This window comes from Franconibacter daqui (genome assembly GCF_014644275.1).
Taxonomy (GTDB): domain Bacteria; phylum Pseudomonadota; class Gammaproteobacteria; order Enterobacterales; family Enterobacteriaceae; genus Franconibacter; species Franconibacter pulveris.
Map to the genome: position 1 here is coordinate 273273 of NZ_BMKJ01000004.1, position 18400 is coordinate 291672.

Genomic DNA, 18400 nt, shown 5'->3' on the forward strand with positions numbered 1-18400 from the left:
ATTTTTAGCAGGAGTAAAATTACGTGTTGGCTATGCTTAGGGTAAGGCGGAATTAACGCGCCAAACCTCAAGGTGGAACGGAGCAGAAAAGGGCCATTTATCTCTGCCCGTTCAGGTCAATAAAAAAGTGCCGCTACCGGACGCGAAGGCGTAAGGCTGGAGAGGGGCGGCACAAAAAAACAGGATGAATGCCATGTCTGATCGTGTAGATAGAGACGTGATTAATGCGCTTATCGCAGGCCACTTTGCGGATCCCTTTTCCGTACTCGGCATGCATAAAACCGAAGCTGGACTGGAAGTCCGCGCGCTCCTTCCCGATGCCACCGAAGTGTGGGTCATTGAACCAAAAACCGGACGCAAGGTAGGAAAACTTGAATGCCTTGATTCCCGAGGTTTTTTTAGCGGCGTTCTGCCGCGACGCAAAAATTTTTTCCGCTATCAACTGGCGGTTATCTGGCACGGGCAACAGAATCTGATCGATGACCCTTACCGTTTCGGACCGCTGCTGCAGGACCTGGACGTCTGGCTGCTTTCTGAGGGCACCCACCTTCGCCCTTATGAAACGCTGGGCGCGCATGCGGAGACGATGGACGGCGTCACCGGCACGCGCTTTTCAGTATGGGCGCCTAACGCTCGCCGCGTTTCGGTCGTGGGGCAGTTTAACTACTGGGACGGCCGTCGCCACCCGATGCGTCTGCGTAAAGAGAGCGGCATCTGGGAGCTTTTCATTCCCGGCGCCCATAACGGCCAGCTTTATAAATTCGAGCTAATCGATGCCGAAGGAAACCTGCGCATTAAAGCGGACCCGTATGCGTTTGAAGCGCAAATGCGCCCGGAGACCGCCTCGCTGATTTGCGGTCTGCCGGAAAAGACGCCGATTACTCCGGCGCGCCAGAAGGCGAATCAGTTTGACGCGCCCATCTCCATTTATGAGGTTCATCTGGGTTCATGGCGCCGTCACCCGGAAAGCAACTTCTGGTTGAGCTATCGCGAGCTGGCGGAGCAACTGGTGCCTTACGTTAAAGGCATGGGCTTTACCCACATTGAACTGCTGCCGATTAACGAGCACCCCTTTGACGGCAGCTGGGGCTATCAGCCCACCGGCCTGTATGCCCCGACCCGCCGCTTCGGCACGCGTGACGACTTTAAATACTTTATTAACGCCGCGCATGCCGCCGGCCTGAACGTGATCCTTGACTGGGTGCCCGGACACTTTCCTTCAGACGATTTCGCCCTCGCCAAATTCGACGGCACTGAGCTGTATGAGCACAGCGACCCGCGTGAAGGCTATCACCAGGACTGGAACACGCTTATCTACAACTATGGTCGGCGTGAAGTGAGCAACTTCCTGGTGGGCAACGCCCTTTACTGGATTGAGCGCTTCGGCATTGACGCGCTGCGCGTGGATGCGGTGGCCTCAATGGTTTATCGCGACTACAGCCGCGCGCCGGGCGAGTGGATCCCGAACGAGCACGGCGGGCGTGAAAACCTTGAAGCGATTGAATTCCTGCGCAACACCAACCGCATCATTGGCGAACAGGTCTCCGGCGCCGTCTCGATGGCGGAAGAGTCGACTGATTTCGGCGGCGTGACCCGTCCGCCGTCAACAGGCGGCCTCGGCTTCTGGTACAAGTGGAATATGGGCTGGATGCACGACAGCCTGAATTACATGAAGCTCGATCCTATTCACCGCCAGTACCATCACGACCAGATGTCTTTCGGCATGGTCTACAACTACTCGGAAAACTTCGTGTTGCCGCTGTCGCACGATGAAGTGGTGCATGGCAAAAAATCGATTCTGGATCGCATGCCGGGCGACGCCTGGCAGAAGTTCGCTAACCTGCGCGCTTACTACGCCTGGATGTGGGCCTTCCCGGGCAAAAAACTGCTGTTTATGGGTAACGAATTCGCCCAGGGGCGTGAATGGAACCACGACAGCAGCCTGGACTGGCACCTGCTGGAGGGGGGCGACAACTGGCACCACGGCGTACAGCGTCTGGTGCGCGACCTGAACTTCGCTTATCGCCACCATAAGGCGCTGCACGAGCTGGACTACGACCCGTATGGCTTTGAATGGCTGGTGGTGGAAGACCGCGCGAACTCCGTATTTGTTTTCGTCCGCCGCGACAGGCAGGGCAATGAAATTATTGTTGCCAGCAACTTTACGCCGGTAGTGCGCCACAATTACCGCTTCGGCATTAACCAGCCTGGCCGCTGGCGCGAAGAGGTCAATACCGACTCCATTCACTATCATGGCAGCAACGCCGGTAATGGCGGGGCGGTGGAGAGCGAGGCGATTCCAAGCCATGGTCATGATCATTCCCTTTCCCTGACGCTGCCGCCGCTGGCCACCATCTGGCTGGTACGGGAGGGTGAATGACGCAGTTGCAGGAGGGGCAACCCGCGCCGCCTGGCGCGCACTATGACGGTCATGGCATTAATTTCACCCTCTTTTCCGCTCACGCGGAAAAGGTGGAGCTGTGTGTTTTCGACGACGACGGCAACGAGCAGCGTTATGCGCTGCCTGGACGCAGCGGCGACATCTGGCATGGCTATCTGCCGAAGGCCAGGCCCGGCGTGCGCTACGGTTATCGCGTGCACGGTCCCTGGGATCCGCGCAACGGGCATCGCTTCAACCCGGCCAAGCTGTTGCTGGACCCCTGCGCGCGGGTAGTGGTTGGACGTACCGCCGACGAGCCGCGCCTGCACGGCGGCCATGATGAACCCGATCTTCGCGATAATGTTGATGTCATGCCGAAAGCGGTCGTCATGCAGGATCGTTACGACTGGGAGGACGATGAGCCGCCGGGTACTCCCTGGTGCAGCACAGTCGTTTATGAAGCGCATGTGCGCGGCCTGACACTGCGCCATCCGGATATTCCGGAGGAGATTCGCGGCACCTATGCGGCGCTCGCGCATCCCGTCATGCTCGACTACTTTAAACGGCTGGGCATTACGGCGCTGGAGTTGCTGCCTGTTCAGCACTACGCCAGCGAAATGCGTCTGCATCGGCTCGGCCTGACGAACTACTGGGGTTATAACCCGCTGGCGCTCTGGAGCGTTGAGCCGCGTTACGCCGTCAACCAGAACCCTTTCGGCGCGCTGGATGAGTTTCGCGACGCCGTGAAAGCGCTGCACAAAGCGGGTATCGAAGTCATTCTCGATATTGTATTGAATCACAGCGCGGAGGCGGACCTCGACGGGCCGACCTTCTCTCTGCGCGGAATCGATAACCGTAGCTATTATTGGTTAAGGAGCGACGGCGATTATGAGAACTGGACCGGCTGCGGCAACACCCTCAACCTCAGCAATCCAGGGGTGGTCGACTATGTGATGGGGTGCCTGAAGTTCTGGGTCGAAGAGTGCCACGTCGACGGTTTCCGCTTCGATCTCGCGACGGTGATGGGGCGCACGCCCGAGTTTCGCCCCGACGCGCCGCTGCTGGAAGCGATTAAAAACGATCCGCACCTCTCCCGCGTCAAGCTTATCGCCGAAGCGTGGGATGTCGGGCCGAACGGCTATCAGGTAGGCGCCTTTCCGGCCTCTTTCATGGAGTGGAACGACCGCTTTCGCGACGCCATGCGCTGCTTCTGGCTGCATGACGCGCTGACTCTTGGCGATTTCGCTGAAAGCTTCGCGGGCTCCAGCGCGATCTTTCGCCGCAACGATCGTCCTGCCTGCGCTTCCGTTAACTTCATTACGGCGCATGATGGTTTCACGCTGCGCGACTGTGTCAGCTTTAACCATAAGCACAACGAAGCCAACGGCGAAGATAACCGGGACGGCCATAACCATAACCATACTAACAACCATGGTTATGAGGGGCTGGGCGGTAATCTGGATACGATTGAACGGCGGCGGGTGAGCACTCACGCGCTGCTGCTTTCGCTTTTGCTGTCACGTGGCACGCCGATGCTGCTGGCCGGGGACGAACATGGCCATAGCCAGCATGGCAATAACAACGCCTACTGCCAGGATAACGAACTGACCTGGATGGACTGGGAGCAGGCGGATGAGGGATTAATTAATTTCACGGCGGCATTGATACATCTGAGAAAGAGTATCCCGGCGCTTACCTGCCAGGCATGGTGGGATGAGGATGACGGCAATGTTCGCTGGCTAAACAACGAGGCGCAGCCTCTGAGGACCGACGAGTGGCAAGGCGGAATTCGTCGCATGCAGATCCAGCTTTCCGATCGTTGGTTAATTACGATTAACGCCACCGCAGAAGTTGGCGACATCGTATTACCCGAAGGGGAATGGCGTGCTATCCCCCCATTTGCCGGAGAGGATAATCCGGTCGTAATGGCTGTATGGCATGGGCCCGCGCACGGTGTGTGCGTATTCCAGAAGTCATAAATAAGGAGTCAGTCATGGTAAGGTTTGAGAAGAACGATCCTCTGATGTTGGCAAGACAGCTGCCCTTAAAATCTGTCGCACTTATTCTGGCTGGCGGGCGTGGCACACGACTGAAAGACCTCACTACGACTCGCGCCAAACCTGCCGTTCACTTCGGCGGGAAATTCCGCATCATCGACTTTGCCCTATCCAACTGCATTAACTCGGGCATTCGACGTATCGGGGTTATTACCCAGTACCAGTCTCATACGCTGGTGCAGCACATTCAGCGCGGCTGGTCGTTTTTCAGCGAAGAGATGAACGAGTTCGTCGATTTGCTGCCCGCCCAGCAGCGCGTCCATGGGGAAAACTGGTATCGCGGTACGGCGGACGCTGTGACGCAAAACCTCGACATCATCCGCCGTTATAAAGCGGAATATGTCGTTATCCTCGCAGGGGACCATATCTACAAACAGGACTATTCGCGCATGCTTATCGACCACGTCGAAAAAGGCGCGCGCTGCACGGTAGCTTGTTTGCCGGTCCCCAAAGCGGAGGCGACGGCGTTCGGCGTCATGGCGGTGGATGAAAACGACAGGGTTATCGACTTCGTTGAGAAGCCGGCCAACCCGCCTACCATGCCTGGCGACGACACGAAATCGCTCGCCAGCATGGGGATTTATATCTTTGATGCCGACTATCTCTACGAGTTGCTGGAAGAAGACGACAAGGATGAGAAATCCAGCCACGATTTCGGTAAAGACATTATTCCGAAAGTGACCCGCTCGGGCGAAGCGTTCGCCCATCCGTTCCCGCTCTCCTGCGTGCAGTCTGACCCGGACGCCGAGCCGTACTGGCGCGACGTAGGGACGCTCGAAGCTTACTGGAAAGCGAACCTCGACCTGGCCTCGGTCACGCCGGAACTGGATATGTACGACCACAACTGGCCGATTCGCACCCATATGGAATCGTTGCCGCCAGCGAAATTCGTGCAGGACCGCTCCGGCAGTCACGGCATGACGCTCAACTCGCTCGTCTCCGGCGGCTGCATTATTTCCGGCTCCGTTGTCGTGCAATCCGTGCTTTTCCCCAGAGTGCGCATAAACTCATTCTGTAACATCGACTCGGCGGTGCTGTTGCCCGATGTCTGGGTAGGCCGCTCCTGTCGCCTGCGTCGCTGTGTTATCGACCGGGCCTGTGTTATCCCTGAAGGCATGGTGATAGGTGAAAACGCTGAGGAAGACGCTCGCCGTTTCTACCGTTCCGAAGAGGGAATTGTGTTAGTGACGCGCGAAATGCTGGCCCGTTTAGCGGGTTGATTCGCGCAGGGAGGTAAACCGCGCGCGGAAGGCTCCGCGCGTTGTGTTTTTCACGTTCGGCGCGCTGTTCGCGCTGAATCTTTGAACGGGAGCGATAATGCAGGTCTTACATGTATGTTCTGAAATATTCCCTCTGCTGAAAACCGGCGGACTGGCAGACGTTATCGGCGCATTACCTGCTGCGCAAATTGCCGGAGGGGTGGATACTCGTGTGCTGTTGCCCGCGTTTCCTGATATTCGTCGCGGCATTACCGATGCCCGGATTGTGGCGCGCAGGGAGACCTTCGCGGGTGAAATCACGCTTTTGTATGGACACTTTAACGGGGTTGGCATTTACCTTATTGACGCCCCGCACTTATACGATCGTCCCGGAAGCCCGTATCACGATACCAACCTTTACGCCTATACCGACAACGTGATTCGCTTCGCGCTGCTGGGTTGGGTGGGCAGCGAAATGGCCTGCGGGCTGGATCCTTACTGGCATCCTGACGTGGTGCACGCGCACGACTGGCATGCGGGGCTGGTGCCTGCTTATCTGGAGCTGCGCGGTCGTCCGGCGAAATCAGTCTTCACCGTACATAACCTGGCCTACCAGGGGATGTTCTTCGCGCAACACATGGATGACATTCAACTGCCGTGGTCTTTCTATGATGTGGAGGGGCTGGAGTTCAACGGCCAAATCTCCTTCCTGAAAGCGGGGCTATACTATGCAGACCATATCACAGCGGTAAGCCCGACCTACGCGCGTGAAATTACTGAGCCGCAGTACGCTTACGGGCTGGAGGGGCTGTTACGCCAGCGCCACCGCGAAGGCCGGCTTTCCGGCATTCTCAACGGCGTGGATGAGAACATCTGGGACCCGGCGCACGATCTCCTGCTCGCCTCGCGCTATACCCGCGATACGCTGGAGGAGAAGGCGGAAAACAAACGCCAGTTGCAGATTGCGATGGGCCTGAAGGTTAACGATAAAGTGCCGCTGTTCGCCGTGGTGAGCCGTCTTACCAGCCAGAAAGGGCTGGATCTGGTGCTCGAGGCGCTGCCGGGGCTGCTGGAGCAGGGCGGTCAGCTGGCGCTGCTCGGCGCGGGCGACCCGGTGCTCCAGGAAGGCTTTCTCGCCGCCGCCGCGGAACATCCGGGGCAGGTGGGCGTGCAAATCGGCTATCACGAAGCGTTTTCACACCGCATCATGGGCGGCGCGGACGTCATTCTGGTGCCGAGTCGTTTCGAACCGTGCGGTCTTACACAACTTTATGGCCTGAAATATGGAACACTGCCGCTTGTGCGGCGCACGGGGGGCCTTGCGGATACCGTTTCCGACAGCTCGCTGGAGAACTTAGCAGACGGAATTGCCAGTGGATTCGTCTTTGAGGACAGTAATGCCTGGTCGCTTTTGCGGGCGATTCGGCGTGCTTTCGTGTTGTGGTCCCGCCCTTCGCTCTGGCGTTTTGTTCAGCGTCAGGCGATGGGCATGGATTTTAGCTGGCAGGTCGCCGCGCAGTCTTATCGCGATCTCTATCAACGCTTGTTGTAACCATCCAGGAATCACGTAAATGAATGCACCGTTTAGCTATGCGTCACCTACGCTGAGCGTCGAGGCGCTAAAACATTCCATTGCCTATAAGCTGATGTTCACCATAGGCAAAGACCCGGCCATCGCCAATAAACACGAGTGGCTGAACGCCACGCTGTTCGCGGTGCGTGACCGCATGGTTGAACGCTGGCTGCGCTCTTACCGGGCGCAGCTGTCGCAGGAAGTGCGCCAGGTTTACTATCTATCGATGGAGTTCCTGATTGGCCGCACCTTGTCTAACTCGCTGCTTTCGCTCGGTATTTATGAAGATGTGAAAAACGCGCTGGAGGAGATGGGGCTGGATCTGGAAGAGTTGATCGACGAAGAGAACGACCCCGGGCTTGGCAACGGCGGCCTGGGACGTCTCGCCGCCTGCTTCCTTGACTCGCTCGCCACGCTCGGCCTGCCGGGTCGCGGCTACGGCATTCGCTACGATTACGGCATGTTCAAGCAGAACATCGTCGACGGCCAGCAAAAAGAGTCGCCGGACTACTGGCTCGAATATGGCAACCCATGGGAGTTTGAGCGCCACAATACGCGCTACAAAGTGCGTTTCGGCGGGCGTATCCAGCAGGAGGGCAAACGCACCCGCTGGGTCGAGACCGAAGAAATTCTCGCCGTCGCTTATGACCAGATTATTCCCGGTTACGACACCGACGCCACCAACACGCTGCGCTTGTGGAGCGCCCAGGCGAGTAGCGAAATCAACCTCGGTAAATTCAACCAGGGGGATTACTTCGCGGCGGTGGAAGATAAAAACCACTCGGAAAACGTATCGCGCGTTCTCTACCCGGATGATTCGACCTATTCGGGGCGTGAGTTGCGCCTGCGTCAGGAGTACTTCCTGGTGTCGGCCACAATTCAGGACATCCTGAGCCGTCACTATCAGCTGCATAAAACCTACGCCAACCTGGCGCAGAAAGTCGCTATTCACCTGAATGACACGCACCCGGTGCTCTCCATTCCGGAGCTCATGCGGGTGCTGATTGACGAGCATAAGTTCGGCTGGGACGAGGCGTTCGAGACGACCTGCCAGGTTTTCTCTTACACCAACCATACGCTGATGAGCGAAGCGCTGGAGACGTGGCCGGTGGATATGCTGGGTAAAATCCTGCCGCGCCATCTGCAGATTATTTTCGAAATTAACGACTACTTCCTGAAAACCCTTCAGGAGCAGTACCCCACCGATACCGGCCTGCTGAGTCGTGTCTCGATCATCGACGAATCGGGCGGTCGCCGCGTGCGCATGGCGTGGCTTGCGGTAGTGGTGAGCCATAAAGTGAACGGCGTATCTGAGCTGCACTCCAATCTGATGGTGCAGTCGCTGTTCGCCGACTTCGCGAAAATCTTCCCGATGCGCTTTACCAACGTCACCAACGGCGTGACGCCGCGCCGCTGGCTGGCGCTGGCCAACCCGTCGCTTTCGGAAGTGCTGGATAAAAACATCGGCCGCACCTGGCGCACCGATCTCAGCCAGCTAAGCGAGCTTGAGCAGCATATTGACTATCCGTCGGTGAACCAGCAGGTGCGCAACGCCAAGCTTGCCAACAAGCGCCGGCTCGCCGTCTGGGTAGCGCAGCAGCTCAACGTGGTGGTAAACCCGAAAGCGCTGTTTGACGTGCAGATCAAACGCATCCACGAATATAAGCGTCAGCTGATGAACGTGCTGCACGTTATCACTCGCTACAACCGCATCAAAGCGGACCCGGAAGCTGACTGGGTGCCGCGCGTGAACATCTTCGCCGGGAAAGCGGCGTCGGCCTATTACATGGCCAAGCACATCATTCACCTGATTAACGACGTGGCGCAGGTCATCAACAACGACCCGCAGGTGAAAGACAAGCTGAAGGTGGTCTTTATCCCTAACTACAGCGTCAGTCTTGCGCAGCTTATCATTCCGGCGGCGGATCTCTCTGAGCAGATCTCGCTTGCCGGGACGGAGGCGTCCGGCACCAGCAACATGAAATTCGCCCTTAACGGCGCGCTGACCATCGGCACGCTGGATGGCGCGAATGTTGAGATGCTGGAGCATGTTGGTCCCGAAAATATCTTTATCTTCGGTAATACCGCCGATGAGGTGGAAGCGCTGCGTCGGCAGGGCTATAACCCGCGCGACTACTACGATAAAGATGAAGAGCTGCGCCAGGTGCTGACGCAGATTGGCACCGGCGTCTTCAGCCCTAACGATCCGGGCCGCTACCGCGACCTGGTGGATTCGCTAATTAACTTTGGCGACCACTATCAGGTGCTGGCGGATTACCGCAGCTATGTAGACTGCCAGGATAAAGTGGATGAGCTTTACAACCAGCAGGAAGAGTGGACCACGCGGGCGATGCATAATATCGCCAACATGGGTTACTTCTCCTCTGACCGGACCATTCAGGAATATGCCGATAACATCTGGAATATTAAGCCGGTGCGCCTGTAACCGCTGAGGACGTAAAAAAGCCAGAGCATTCGCTCTGGCTTTTTTTATGCCTCCAGCGGAGAGGGTGGCAGGTCGCAGCGTCCGCTCTGCGTCGCGATACAGTCGCGACCCGCGTGCTTCGCCTGATAAAGCGCCTCGTCGGCCATATTCTTCAGCGTGGCGACACTGGCTGATTCGCCGGCTACGGTGCCCACGCCCGCGCTTATGGTCAGGAATTTTGTCGCAAGCTGTGTCGCCGGATGCGGCAGCGCCGCGTTGCGAACCGCCATCACTGCACGCAGCGCAACCTGTTCCGCCGCATATTCGCTGGCGCCAGGCAGAATAATGGCGAACTCCTCGCCGCCGTAGCGGGAAACCCGGTCGGTATTGCGCAGCGGCAGATAACGCAGGATTTCGCCTACCGCCGCGAGGCACTGATCGCCCGCCACATGGCCTAAGGTATCGTTATAAGCCTTAAAGAAGTCGATATCGCACAGGATGAGCGAAACCGGCACGCCGGTTTTCGTCGAGCGCGCTACGCACTGCTCAAGATAGATATCGAACTGACGCCGGTTGCCAAGGCCGGTTAAGCCATCCACCAGCGCCAGGTCCTGCAAAATATGGTTGGAGCGGGTCAGTTCGTCACGCAGCACGATAAGCTCGCGCTGATAGCGCAGACTGGCGCGGATTTGGCGCAGCACCAGAATGCCGAACACAAACACCGCGCACAGCAGGACGCCGTTGAGCGCCAGCACCGGCAGGTTATTGCGCCACCACACCGCCCGCAGCGAGCTGCGGTCATAGCCTGCGGAGACGACCAGCGGATAGCGCGCCAGGCTCGCATAGCCAAAAATGCGCGTTACGCCGTCCAGCGCCGAACGCCAGGTGCCGCCGCCTACCGGGCTGATTTTGAGCATGCGGGTGAAAAGCGGGCTGGAGGCCAGCGTCTTATTGATAAACGCGTCGGAGAAAGGGCGGACGTAAAGCACGGTGCTGTCGGCAAGCGTCAGGCCCAGCGTGTCGGTGGGGCCCATTTCGTAGTAACCATAAAACTGACGGAAATAATCCACGCGGATAGTGGCCAGCGCCACGCCGCGAAAGCGTCCCTCATTATTATTAAGCCGCACGGAAACGGGAATCACCAGATCGCCCGTTGAGCGGCTGCGGATAACCCGACCGATATGCAGCCTGTCGTCATTATGCTGGCTATGCCAGGTGAAATAATCCCTGTCGGCGTTATTCGCCTGCGCCGGAACATAGCTGCTGGAGGTGGCGAGCCAGTCGCCTTGCGTATCGTAGACAAAAAGGCCGTGCAACTGCGGAAGCTGCCGCTGCTGCTGGGCGAGCAGGCCGCGGATGCCGCGCCAGGCGGCCGGGTTAGCAAAAATGTCATCCGCCCGGCGCGACATTTCATCCAGCGTTAACTGCACCTGCAAAAAGGTATCTTCCGCCTGACGCGCCAGCGAAATCGACTGGTTTCGCGCCTGACGCTCCGTCTCTTCAACATTGTGTTGCCAGGACTGCCAGAGCGACCAGCCGCTGATAACCGTCACCGCGAGCGTTATCAGCAGCAGGAAAGTCAGCATCACCGTATCCGGCGCGCGTATAGTCTTCGACCGCAAAATCTTCTCCCTCTCTTTAAGCGGGAAAGTATAAGCGCAGGGACGATGTTTTATACCTAACCGTTACGGTAAGCATGAACCACACCAGAAAATCCGGCGTCCGGGCGGGGTGCCCGAACGCGCTTTTCGGATAAACCTCAGGAGGCGAGAGAGAGGGCGACGCGGCCTTTCGATTGATGCGCTTCAAGCCACTGCGCCACGCGGGATTGCTCTTCCGCGTTCAGCCACATACCAAGCTTGGTGCGACGCCACAGCGCGTCGTCCAGGCGGCGCACCCATTCGTGTTCGACCAGATAACGCAGTTCGGCCTCATACAGCTCATGGCCGAAATGCTCGCCCAGCGCGCTGATGTCGGTTGCACCATTAAGAATAAGCTCGCTGTTGCTGCCGTAGGTGCGCGCAAAGCGACGGGCCAGCGACTCGCTGATAAACCCGTAGCGGCGGCGCAACTGCGCGGCATAAGCGTCGCGATCGCCGTTGATCTCGCCGCCCGGCAGTACGCCGTTTTTCGTCCAGGCTTCGCCCATCGTCGGGTACCAGGGTTTCAGTTTTTCCAGCGCATGCTCGGCAAGTTTACGGTACGTAGTCAGCTTGCCGCCAAACACAGAAAGCAGGGGCGCTTTGCCGTTTTCGTCGCGGATATCCAGCGTGTAATCGCGAGTGATAGCCTGCGGCGAATCTGACTCGTCGTCGCAAAGCGGACGCACCCCGGAATAGGTCCAGACCACGTCGTCGCGGCCCAGCTGCTTTTTAAAGTGCGCGTTATAGACCTTCAGCAGGTAGCTGATTTCGCTTTCATCGATGGCCACCTGTTTGGGGTCGCCTTTGTACTCCACGTCGGTGGTGCCGATGATAGAAAACTCATCCATCCATGGGATAACGAAGACGATACGCTTATCTTCGTTTTGCAGGATGTAAGCCTGCTTCTGGGTATGGACGCGCGGCACCACGATGTGGCTGCCTTTGATAAGCCGGATGCCGTAAGGGGAAGGCAGCTCCAGGCCGTTGTCGAAGAAGCTTTTCACCCACGGCCCGGTGGCGTTCACCAGTCCCCGGGCGCGCCAGGTAAAGGTTTCGCCGGTATCAACATCTTCGCCCTGCACGATCCACTCGCCGTTTTCACGCTTCGCGGAAGTGGCGCGAGTGCGAGTTAATACCTCGCCGCCTTTTTTCTGCACCATCTGCGCGTTCGCCAGCACCATGCGCGCATCGTCCACCCAGCAGTCAGAATATTCGAATCCGCGCGTTATCTCAGGCTTGAGGACCGAATCCGCGCCAAAACGCAAACCGGTAGAGCCAGGCAGGCTGGTGCGCTTGCCCAGATGATCATACATAAACAGGCCAACGCGGATCATCCACGCCGGGCGCAGGTGAGGGCGGTGCGGCAGGCGAAAGCGCATCGGGAAAGCGATGTGCGGGGCCATTTTCAGCAATACTTCACGCTCGGCGAGCGCTTCGCTCACCAGGCGGAACTCGTAGTGCTCAAGGTAGCGCAAGCCGCCGTGAATAAGTTTAGAGCTGGCGGAGGAGGTGGCGCAGGCGAGATCCTGCGCTTCCAGCATCAGTACGGAAAGCCCGCGCCCGGCGGCGTCTGCCGCGATACCGGCACCGTTGATGCCCCCACCTATCACAATCAGATCTTTGGTTTCCATACTGCCCTCATTCACTTTCGTTAAAGCTCAAAAATGTTCGATATCGCTCATAATAGCAAACAAACGCGCTTTTGGTAACAGTAAAAAAACAATTCAATGTGATATGAATAACAATATGGCGTCCTGATAGGGTTCCCACGTAAACTTAAGGCCAAGAGCCTTTGTCCTGTACCAACGATGAGAAGCACCATGGATCAATTTGAATGTATTAATGTGGAAGAAGCGCACCAGAGACTTCACCAGGGCAGCGCGGTTCTGGTCGATATCCGCGATCCGCAGAGTTATGAGCTGGGCCATACGCCGGGCGCGTTCCACCTGACCAACGCCACGCTGGTTAACTTTATGCAGAACACCGATTTTGATACGCCGGTAATGGTGATGTGCTATCACGGCAACAGCAGCAAAGGCGCGGCGCAATATCTCCTGCAACAGGGATATGACCAGGTCTACAGCGTGGACGGCGGTTTCGACGCCTGGCACCGTCATTTTCCGGCGGAAGTGGCGCGCGGCGAGGAGTAATTGTCGGTAGCGGCCCTTTTACCCGGTATACTCATCGCATTTTCCGCTAACGAAAGAGCAGGCGATGTTAATTACCTCTTTTGCTAATCCGCGCATGGCGCAGGCGTTTGTCGATTACATGGCAACGCAGGGCGTCACGCTGACCATTAAGCCGCAGCAGGAGTATGAAGTCTGGCTTGCCGATGAGAGCCAGGCGGAACGGGTGCAGGCTGAACTGGCGCGCTTTCAGCAAAATCCCTATGACCCGCGCTATCTGGCCGCCAGCTGGCAGACCGGGCAGGCGGGCAGCCATTTGCAGTATCGACGCTTTCCTTTTTTCGCCACCGTGCGCCAGAACGCCGGACCGCTCACGCTGCTGGTGATGGCGGCGTGCATCGTGGTCTATCTGCTGATGCAGGCGGTCGGCGACCAGATAATAATGGTGTGGCTGGCATGGCCGTTCGACCCTTCGCTGAAATTCGAGGCGTGGCGTTATTTCAGCCACGCTTTGCTGCACTTCTCCATACTGCATATCACTTTCAACCTGTTATGGTGGTGGTATCTGGGCGGCCCGGTGGAAAAGCGCCTCGGCAGCGGCAAGCTGCTGACGCTGTTTCTTATCGCTGCGCTGTTAAGCGGTTTTATCCAGCATTACTATAGCGGCGCGTGGTTTGGCGGCCTTTCCGGCGTGGTTTACGCGCTGATGGGCTATGTCTGGCTGCGCGGCGAGCGCGATCCGCAAAGCGGGCTGCATATGCCGCGCGGGCTGCTCGCTTTCGCCCTTATCTGGCTGATTGCGGGCTGGTTTGATCTCTTTGGCCTTTCTGTCGCCAACGCGGCGCATGTCACCGGGTTGCTGGTTGGGCTGGCGATGGCGCTGACGGATACCTTTCATGCGCGAAAACGAACATAAGATCCGGGGATACTTCAGGAGAAGAGTGTGAAGCAAACACAACGTCATGACGCGATTATCGAACTGGTAAAAAAGCAGGGCTATGTCAGCACGGAAGAGCTGGTCGAGCAGTTTGCGGTTAGCCCGCAGACTATTCGCCGCGACTTAAACGATCTGGCCGATCAGAACATGATCCTGCGCCATCACGGCGGCGCCGCCTTGCCTTCCAGTTCGGTTAATACCCCCTGGCACGATCGTAAAGCGACGCAGACGGCGGAAAAAGAGCGTATCGCCCGGCGCGTGGCAAGCCAGATCCCCAATGGCGCCACCCTGTTTATCGATATCGGCACGACGCCGGAAGCGGTGGCTCACGCGCTGCTTGATCACAACAATTTGCGTATCGTGACGAATAACCTGAACGTGGCGAACACGCTGATGGTGAAAGAGGACTTCCGTATTATCCTCGCGGGCGGCGAACTGCGCAGCCGCGACGGCGGCATTATCGGCGAAGCGACGCTCGATTTTATCTCTCAGTTCCGTCTCGACTTCGGCATTCTCGGCATCAGCGGCATCGACAGCGATGGCTCGCTGCTGGAGTTCGACTACCACGAAGTGCGCACCAAGCGCGCCATTATCGAAAACTCCCGCCACGTGATGCTGGTGGTGGACCATTCCAAGTTCGGCCGTAACGCGATGGTTAACCTCGGTAGCATCAATCTGGTAGACGCGGTGTATACGGATGTCATGCCGCCAGCAGGCGTGATGAAGGTGATTAGCGAGAATAATGTGCAGCTGGAGCTGTGCTGAGAATGGGGTAACGGCGGGCGGCGCTCTGGTAAATCAGGCATGAACGATTACGTTCGCCAGAGCGCTGACTGACTAATTCGCTATGCAGCGGGGATACCGTTAAACCCCATATCCCATCATCTTCAGTAGCTGCTGGGCATGCTGTACGGCATCCTGGCGGTGCGCTACGCCGAGTTTCTGGTACAGGTTGCGAATGTGTGTCTTGATGGTGGTCGCCGCCACTTCAAGCTCGCCGGCTATTTGATCGTTGCTGTAACCGGAATAAATCAGCCCCAGCACCTGCCATTCGCGCTGAGTAAGCGGGCTGGTGCGGATAAGCTCCGGCACCTCCGGGTGCGTCAGCAGACGGTTAACAAAGCTCTCGTCGAAGTGGGCGAATTTATGGCGATGATGCTGGTTAATTTCACGCAAAATGCGCTGCGCGCGGTGCTGCTCCAGCTCTGGCAGCGTATTGAGCTGAATGAGCTGGCGAAGTTGCTGCGCCATCGCTTCGCCCTCAATCACAAAGTGGCTGATGAAGCCGGTGCGGTTGGCGAGCGTCAACGCTTCCATCAGCACCCGTTGGGCGTCGCTCTTGCGTCCTGCCTGCCAGTAGAGCTGGTTAAGCAGCAGCAGGTTGCGGTTGATGTCGCTCATCAGCCGCAGGCCGCGGGCGTTTTCGTTCAGCTCTTCCAGCACCATCTCCGCCGGGTCGTAATCGCCAAGCAGGATCTGCACCCGGGCGATGTTGCGCCACTGGCTTTGCAGAAAATGATTATTAGCGAAAGCGGGTTTCGGCGTCTGACGCAGCCAGTTGGCGGCCGATTTTTTATCCCCCGTCATCTGCCAGTAAATGACGCGAACCTTATCGGCGTTCGACACCCAGTCTGTGTGATAAGGGCCATTGCCAAGCAAGTTTTCCAGACGATTCAGGTGGCTGCGAGCGTTATCGAGATCCCCGCGCGCCAGCGAACACTGCACAAGCAGCGCCAGACACTGAAGCTGCTGCTGCGGCTGATAGCTCGACAGCACGTCCATGCCCATGCGCGCCGACGCTTCGGCTTCATCAAGGCGCGACCAGGCCCACAGCAACTGCGCGCGAATGCGCAGTAAAAATTCATGCAGCGGCAATTGCTCAAGGTGCTGCTCGCGGATAAGCGTGAAGGCTTTATCCTGGGTCTCCCAGGCGGCCTGCAAAAAGCCCTGGGCGAAAAGAATTTCGCTTTGCTGAATAAGACTCCAGAGCGCGTAATGCCAGACGTCGTGTCGGCGCGCCATCTGCTCCGTTTGCTGCATCGTCGAGAGCGATCTCGTGAGTTCGCCTTTGCAGTGCAGCACTTCGCCGTGCACCGAGGTCGCCACAATGCGGCTGTAAAAACTCGCCAGCGGCAAGGTGTCGAGCGCGATCATCGCCAGCCGCTCCGCCTCTTCCGGGTCGCCGTCGTTAATGGCGACCTGCGCGCGCAGGGCGTTGAATTCGCCATGCAGCGTTTCGTCCATCGCCTCCTGCATCTCCTGCTCGGCGCGCGCCAGCAACGTATTCACTTCGCTATAACGGTGCTGGCTTTGCATCAGCCAGGCCTGCAACAGCACCAGTTTAGGATTAGCAAGCAGGCTCTCCCACGGCAGCGCCTTGAGCGACTCTTCAAGCAGCGCCAGCTCGCTGTGGTTAAACAGACCCCACGCATGATTAAGCAGAATATCGCGCAACATACGGGAATCGCCCGCCGCCAGCGCGTGGTGAATCGCCTCGCTCGGGAAGCCTTGCGCCATCCAGCTTTCCGCTGCCGCGCGGTGAATATCCGGCAGCTCTGTTGCCAGTTCCCACTGGCAACGCTGGCGCAAAAAGCCGCCAAACAGCGGGTGATAGCTAAACCATTCGCCCGAGTCGTCCATGCGCTGCAAAAACAATCCCTGGCGTTCAATCTCTTCCAGCCGCATCTGGCCGTTTTCTTCACCCGTTACGCGCACGATCAGCGCGTCGTTCATCGAACGCAGCAGCGAGCTTTTCAGCAGGAACTGGCGCGTGCTGTCGTCTACGTTATCGAGCACCTCATCCACCAGATAATCGGAGAGATGGGAGGCGTTAATGCCCGCCAGGCGACGCGCGGAATGATGCGCGGAACTGGCGCTCTGACGCGCCGACAGGGCGATAAGCTGCAGGGCGGTGGCCCAGCCTGCCACATCGTCGCACAGGCGACTGCTTTCAGCAGGCTCGATAGGGGAGTTAAGGCGGCAGTCGAAAAATTGTTTCGCCTCCTGGTGCGTAAAAGCGAGCTGCTGACTGCCAATTTCCAGCAGCTGGTCACGTACGCGCAGATTAGCGATGCCAAGCTGCGGCAGATTGCGTGAGAGCACCACCAGCGTCAGGTTTTCCGGCTGATGACGCAGGAAAAAGCGCATCGCTTCATGAATAACCGGGTTAGAAATGAGGTGGTAGTCGTCTATCACCAGATAGAGCGGACGCTCCCACTGCGCAAGCTCAATAAAGAGTTGCGAGAAAAGCGATGAGAGGCTGGCGTACTGGCGCTTTTGCGCCATCACCTCGCTGCTGACACAGTGTCCGCCCGTCGCCTGTTGCACGGCGGCAATAAGATAGCTGGCAAAACGTTCCTGCTGATTATCGCCTTCGTCAAGCGAGTACCAGCCCAGCTCGTTTTTACCTGCGGCCCACTGGGAGACCAGCGTTGTTTTACCGTATCCGGCCGGGCTGGTAATCAGTGCCAGACGATAATTGTTGGCGCCGGATAATTTAGCCAGCAGACGGTCGCGTACTACGGTGTGCTCCAGACGAACCGGGCGACTTAATTTAGACGGTATCAACATAATCGGTCACTTCACTGTGCAGGAATCAGGAGGAATGGAGAATTTTTTTGTGCCTCGTAATTAATGCTGATTATAAGGTCGTTCAGAACGGGAATTATTGCAAGTTATGTCCGGTTTCTGAGAGCTTAAAGTTGCTCTCTGTCACACTTCTATTTATTAGTTCAATAAATTTCACCCGATAGTAGCAAAGCGCCGTCTGGTGCGGCCTGGCGCGCAATGTTGGCCGTTACAGGCAAAGGGGGAATAAAGACTTCGCGCCGCCAGATTACGGCTATTTGCGTATTTACTGATGCAAAAATAATCAATTCTCAGCGATCGGTAAATTTTGTTTACTTTATTTAAAACGGTGATTAATTATTTCTGTTCATTAATTGTTTTTCAAAACGTTATTTCATAAAAATAAAACGTAAACCTTTAGGTCCATTTTTTATCTTTTCCATCCACCACCAAAAACAAATAAGCGCAGGGCGCGTCAGTAAAGAAGAGCGCT

General features: G+C 57.3%; 11 protein-coding genes. 8 read left to right on the forward strand and 3 right to left on the reverse strand.

From position 1 onward, the window contains the following. The first annotated feature begins 193 nt into the window (after positions 1 to 193). The 5 genes from glgB to glgP all read left to right on the forward strand — a co-directional run bounded on the left by glgB (position 194) and on the right by glgP (position 9655). On the forward strand, positions 194 to 2380 hold the full coding sequence (gene glgB, locus IEX01_RS15225; RefSeq protein ID WP_024557033.1) for a 1,4-alpha-glucan branching enzyme: 2187 nt from the start codon (positions 194 to 196) through the stop codon (positions 2378 to 2380). After that, positions 2377 to 4359 (forward strand): glycogen debranching protein GlgX, encoded by a 1983-nt coding sequence (glgX, locus tag IEX01_RS15230; protein WP_024557032.1) that lies wholly within the window; start codon positions 2377 to 2379, stop codon positions 4357 to 4359. The genes glgB and glgX overlap by 4 nt, the downstream gene beginning before the upstream one ends. A gap of 14 nt (positions 4360 to 4373) precedes the next feature. Continuing rightward, positions 4374 to 5657, forward strand: a complete 1284-nt coding sequence (gene glgC / locus IEX01_RS15235) for a glucose-1-phosphate adenylyltransferase (RefSeq protein WP_024557031.1) — start codon at positions 4374 to 4376, stop codon at positions 5655 to 5657. A 97-nt stretch (positions 5658 to 5754) separates the two neighbouring features. Then, positions 5755 to 7188 (forward strand): glycogen synthase GlgA, encoded by a 1434-nt coding sequence (gene glgA, locus IEX01_RS15240; RefSeq protein WP_024557030.1) that lies wholly within the window; start codon positions 5755 to 5757, stop codon positions 7186 to 7188. Positions 7189 to 7207: 19 nt separating this feature from the next. Next, positions 7208 to 9655: a glycogen phosphorylase gene (gene glgP / locus IEX01_RS15245; protein WP_048888783.1), complete on the forward strand. Its 2448-nt coding sequence runs from the start codon at positions 7208 to 7210 to the stop codon at positions 9653 to 9655. Positions 9656 to 9699: 44 nt separating this feature from the next. Here glgP and IEX01_RS15250 read toward each other — a convergent pair whose 3' ends face one another. After that, on the reverse strand, positions 9700 to 11256 hold the full coding sequence (locus IEX01_RS15250; protein ID WP_024557028.1) for a sensor domain-containing diguanylate cyclase: 1557 nt from the start codon (positions 11254 to 11256) through the stop codon (positions 9700 to 9702). A gap of 137 nt (positions 11257 to 11393) precedes the next feature. After that, positions 11394 to 12908, reverse strand: coding sequence for a glycerol-3-phosphate dehydrogenase (gene glpD, locus IEX01_RS15255; RefSeq protein ID WP_024557027.1), 1515 nt, complete (start codon positions 12906 to 12908; stop codon positions 11394 to 11396). 189 nt (positions 12909 to 13097) lie between these two features. On the opposite strand from glpD, the gene glpE reads away from it, so the two are divergent. From glpE to IEX01_RS15270, 3 genes are all read left to right on the forward strand, one after another. Beyond that, a complete protein-coding gene (gene glpE, locus IEX01_RS15260; RefSeq protein ID WP_024557026.1) occupies positions 13098 to 13427 on the forward strand; it encodes a thiosulfate sulfurtransferase GlpE in 330 nt (109 codons plus the stop codon). 64 nt (positions 13428 to 13491) lie between these two features. After that, complete coding sequence (glpG, locus tag IEX01_RS15265) at positions 13492 to 14319, forward strand: rhomboid family intramembrane serine protease GlpG (protein ID WP_024559779.1); 828 nt, start codon at positions 13492 to 13494, stop codon at positions 14317 to 14319. 27 nt (positions 14320 to 14346) lie between these two features. Then, the gene (locus tag IEX01_RS15270; RefSeq protein WP_188724117.1) at positions 14347 to 15105 is read left to right on the forward strand and encodes a DeoR/GlpR family transcriptional regulator; all 759 of its coding nucleotides are present in this window, start codon (positions 14347 to 14349) and stop codon (positions 15103 to 15105) included. Between the two features lie 99 nt (positions 15106 to 15204). Here the strand turns inward: IEX01_RS15270 and malT are convergent, their stop codons facing one another. Further along, positions 15205 to 17910, reverse strand: a complete 2706-nt coding sequence (gene malT / locus IEX01_RS15275) for an HTH-type transcriptional regulator MalT (protein WP_188724118.1) — start codon at positions 17908 to 17910, stop codon at positions 15205 to 15207. Between the last annotated feature and the right edge of the window lie 490 nt (positions 17911 to 18400).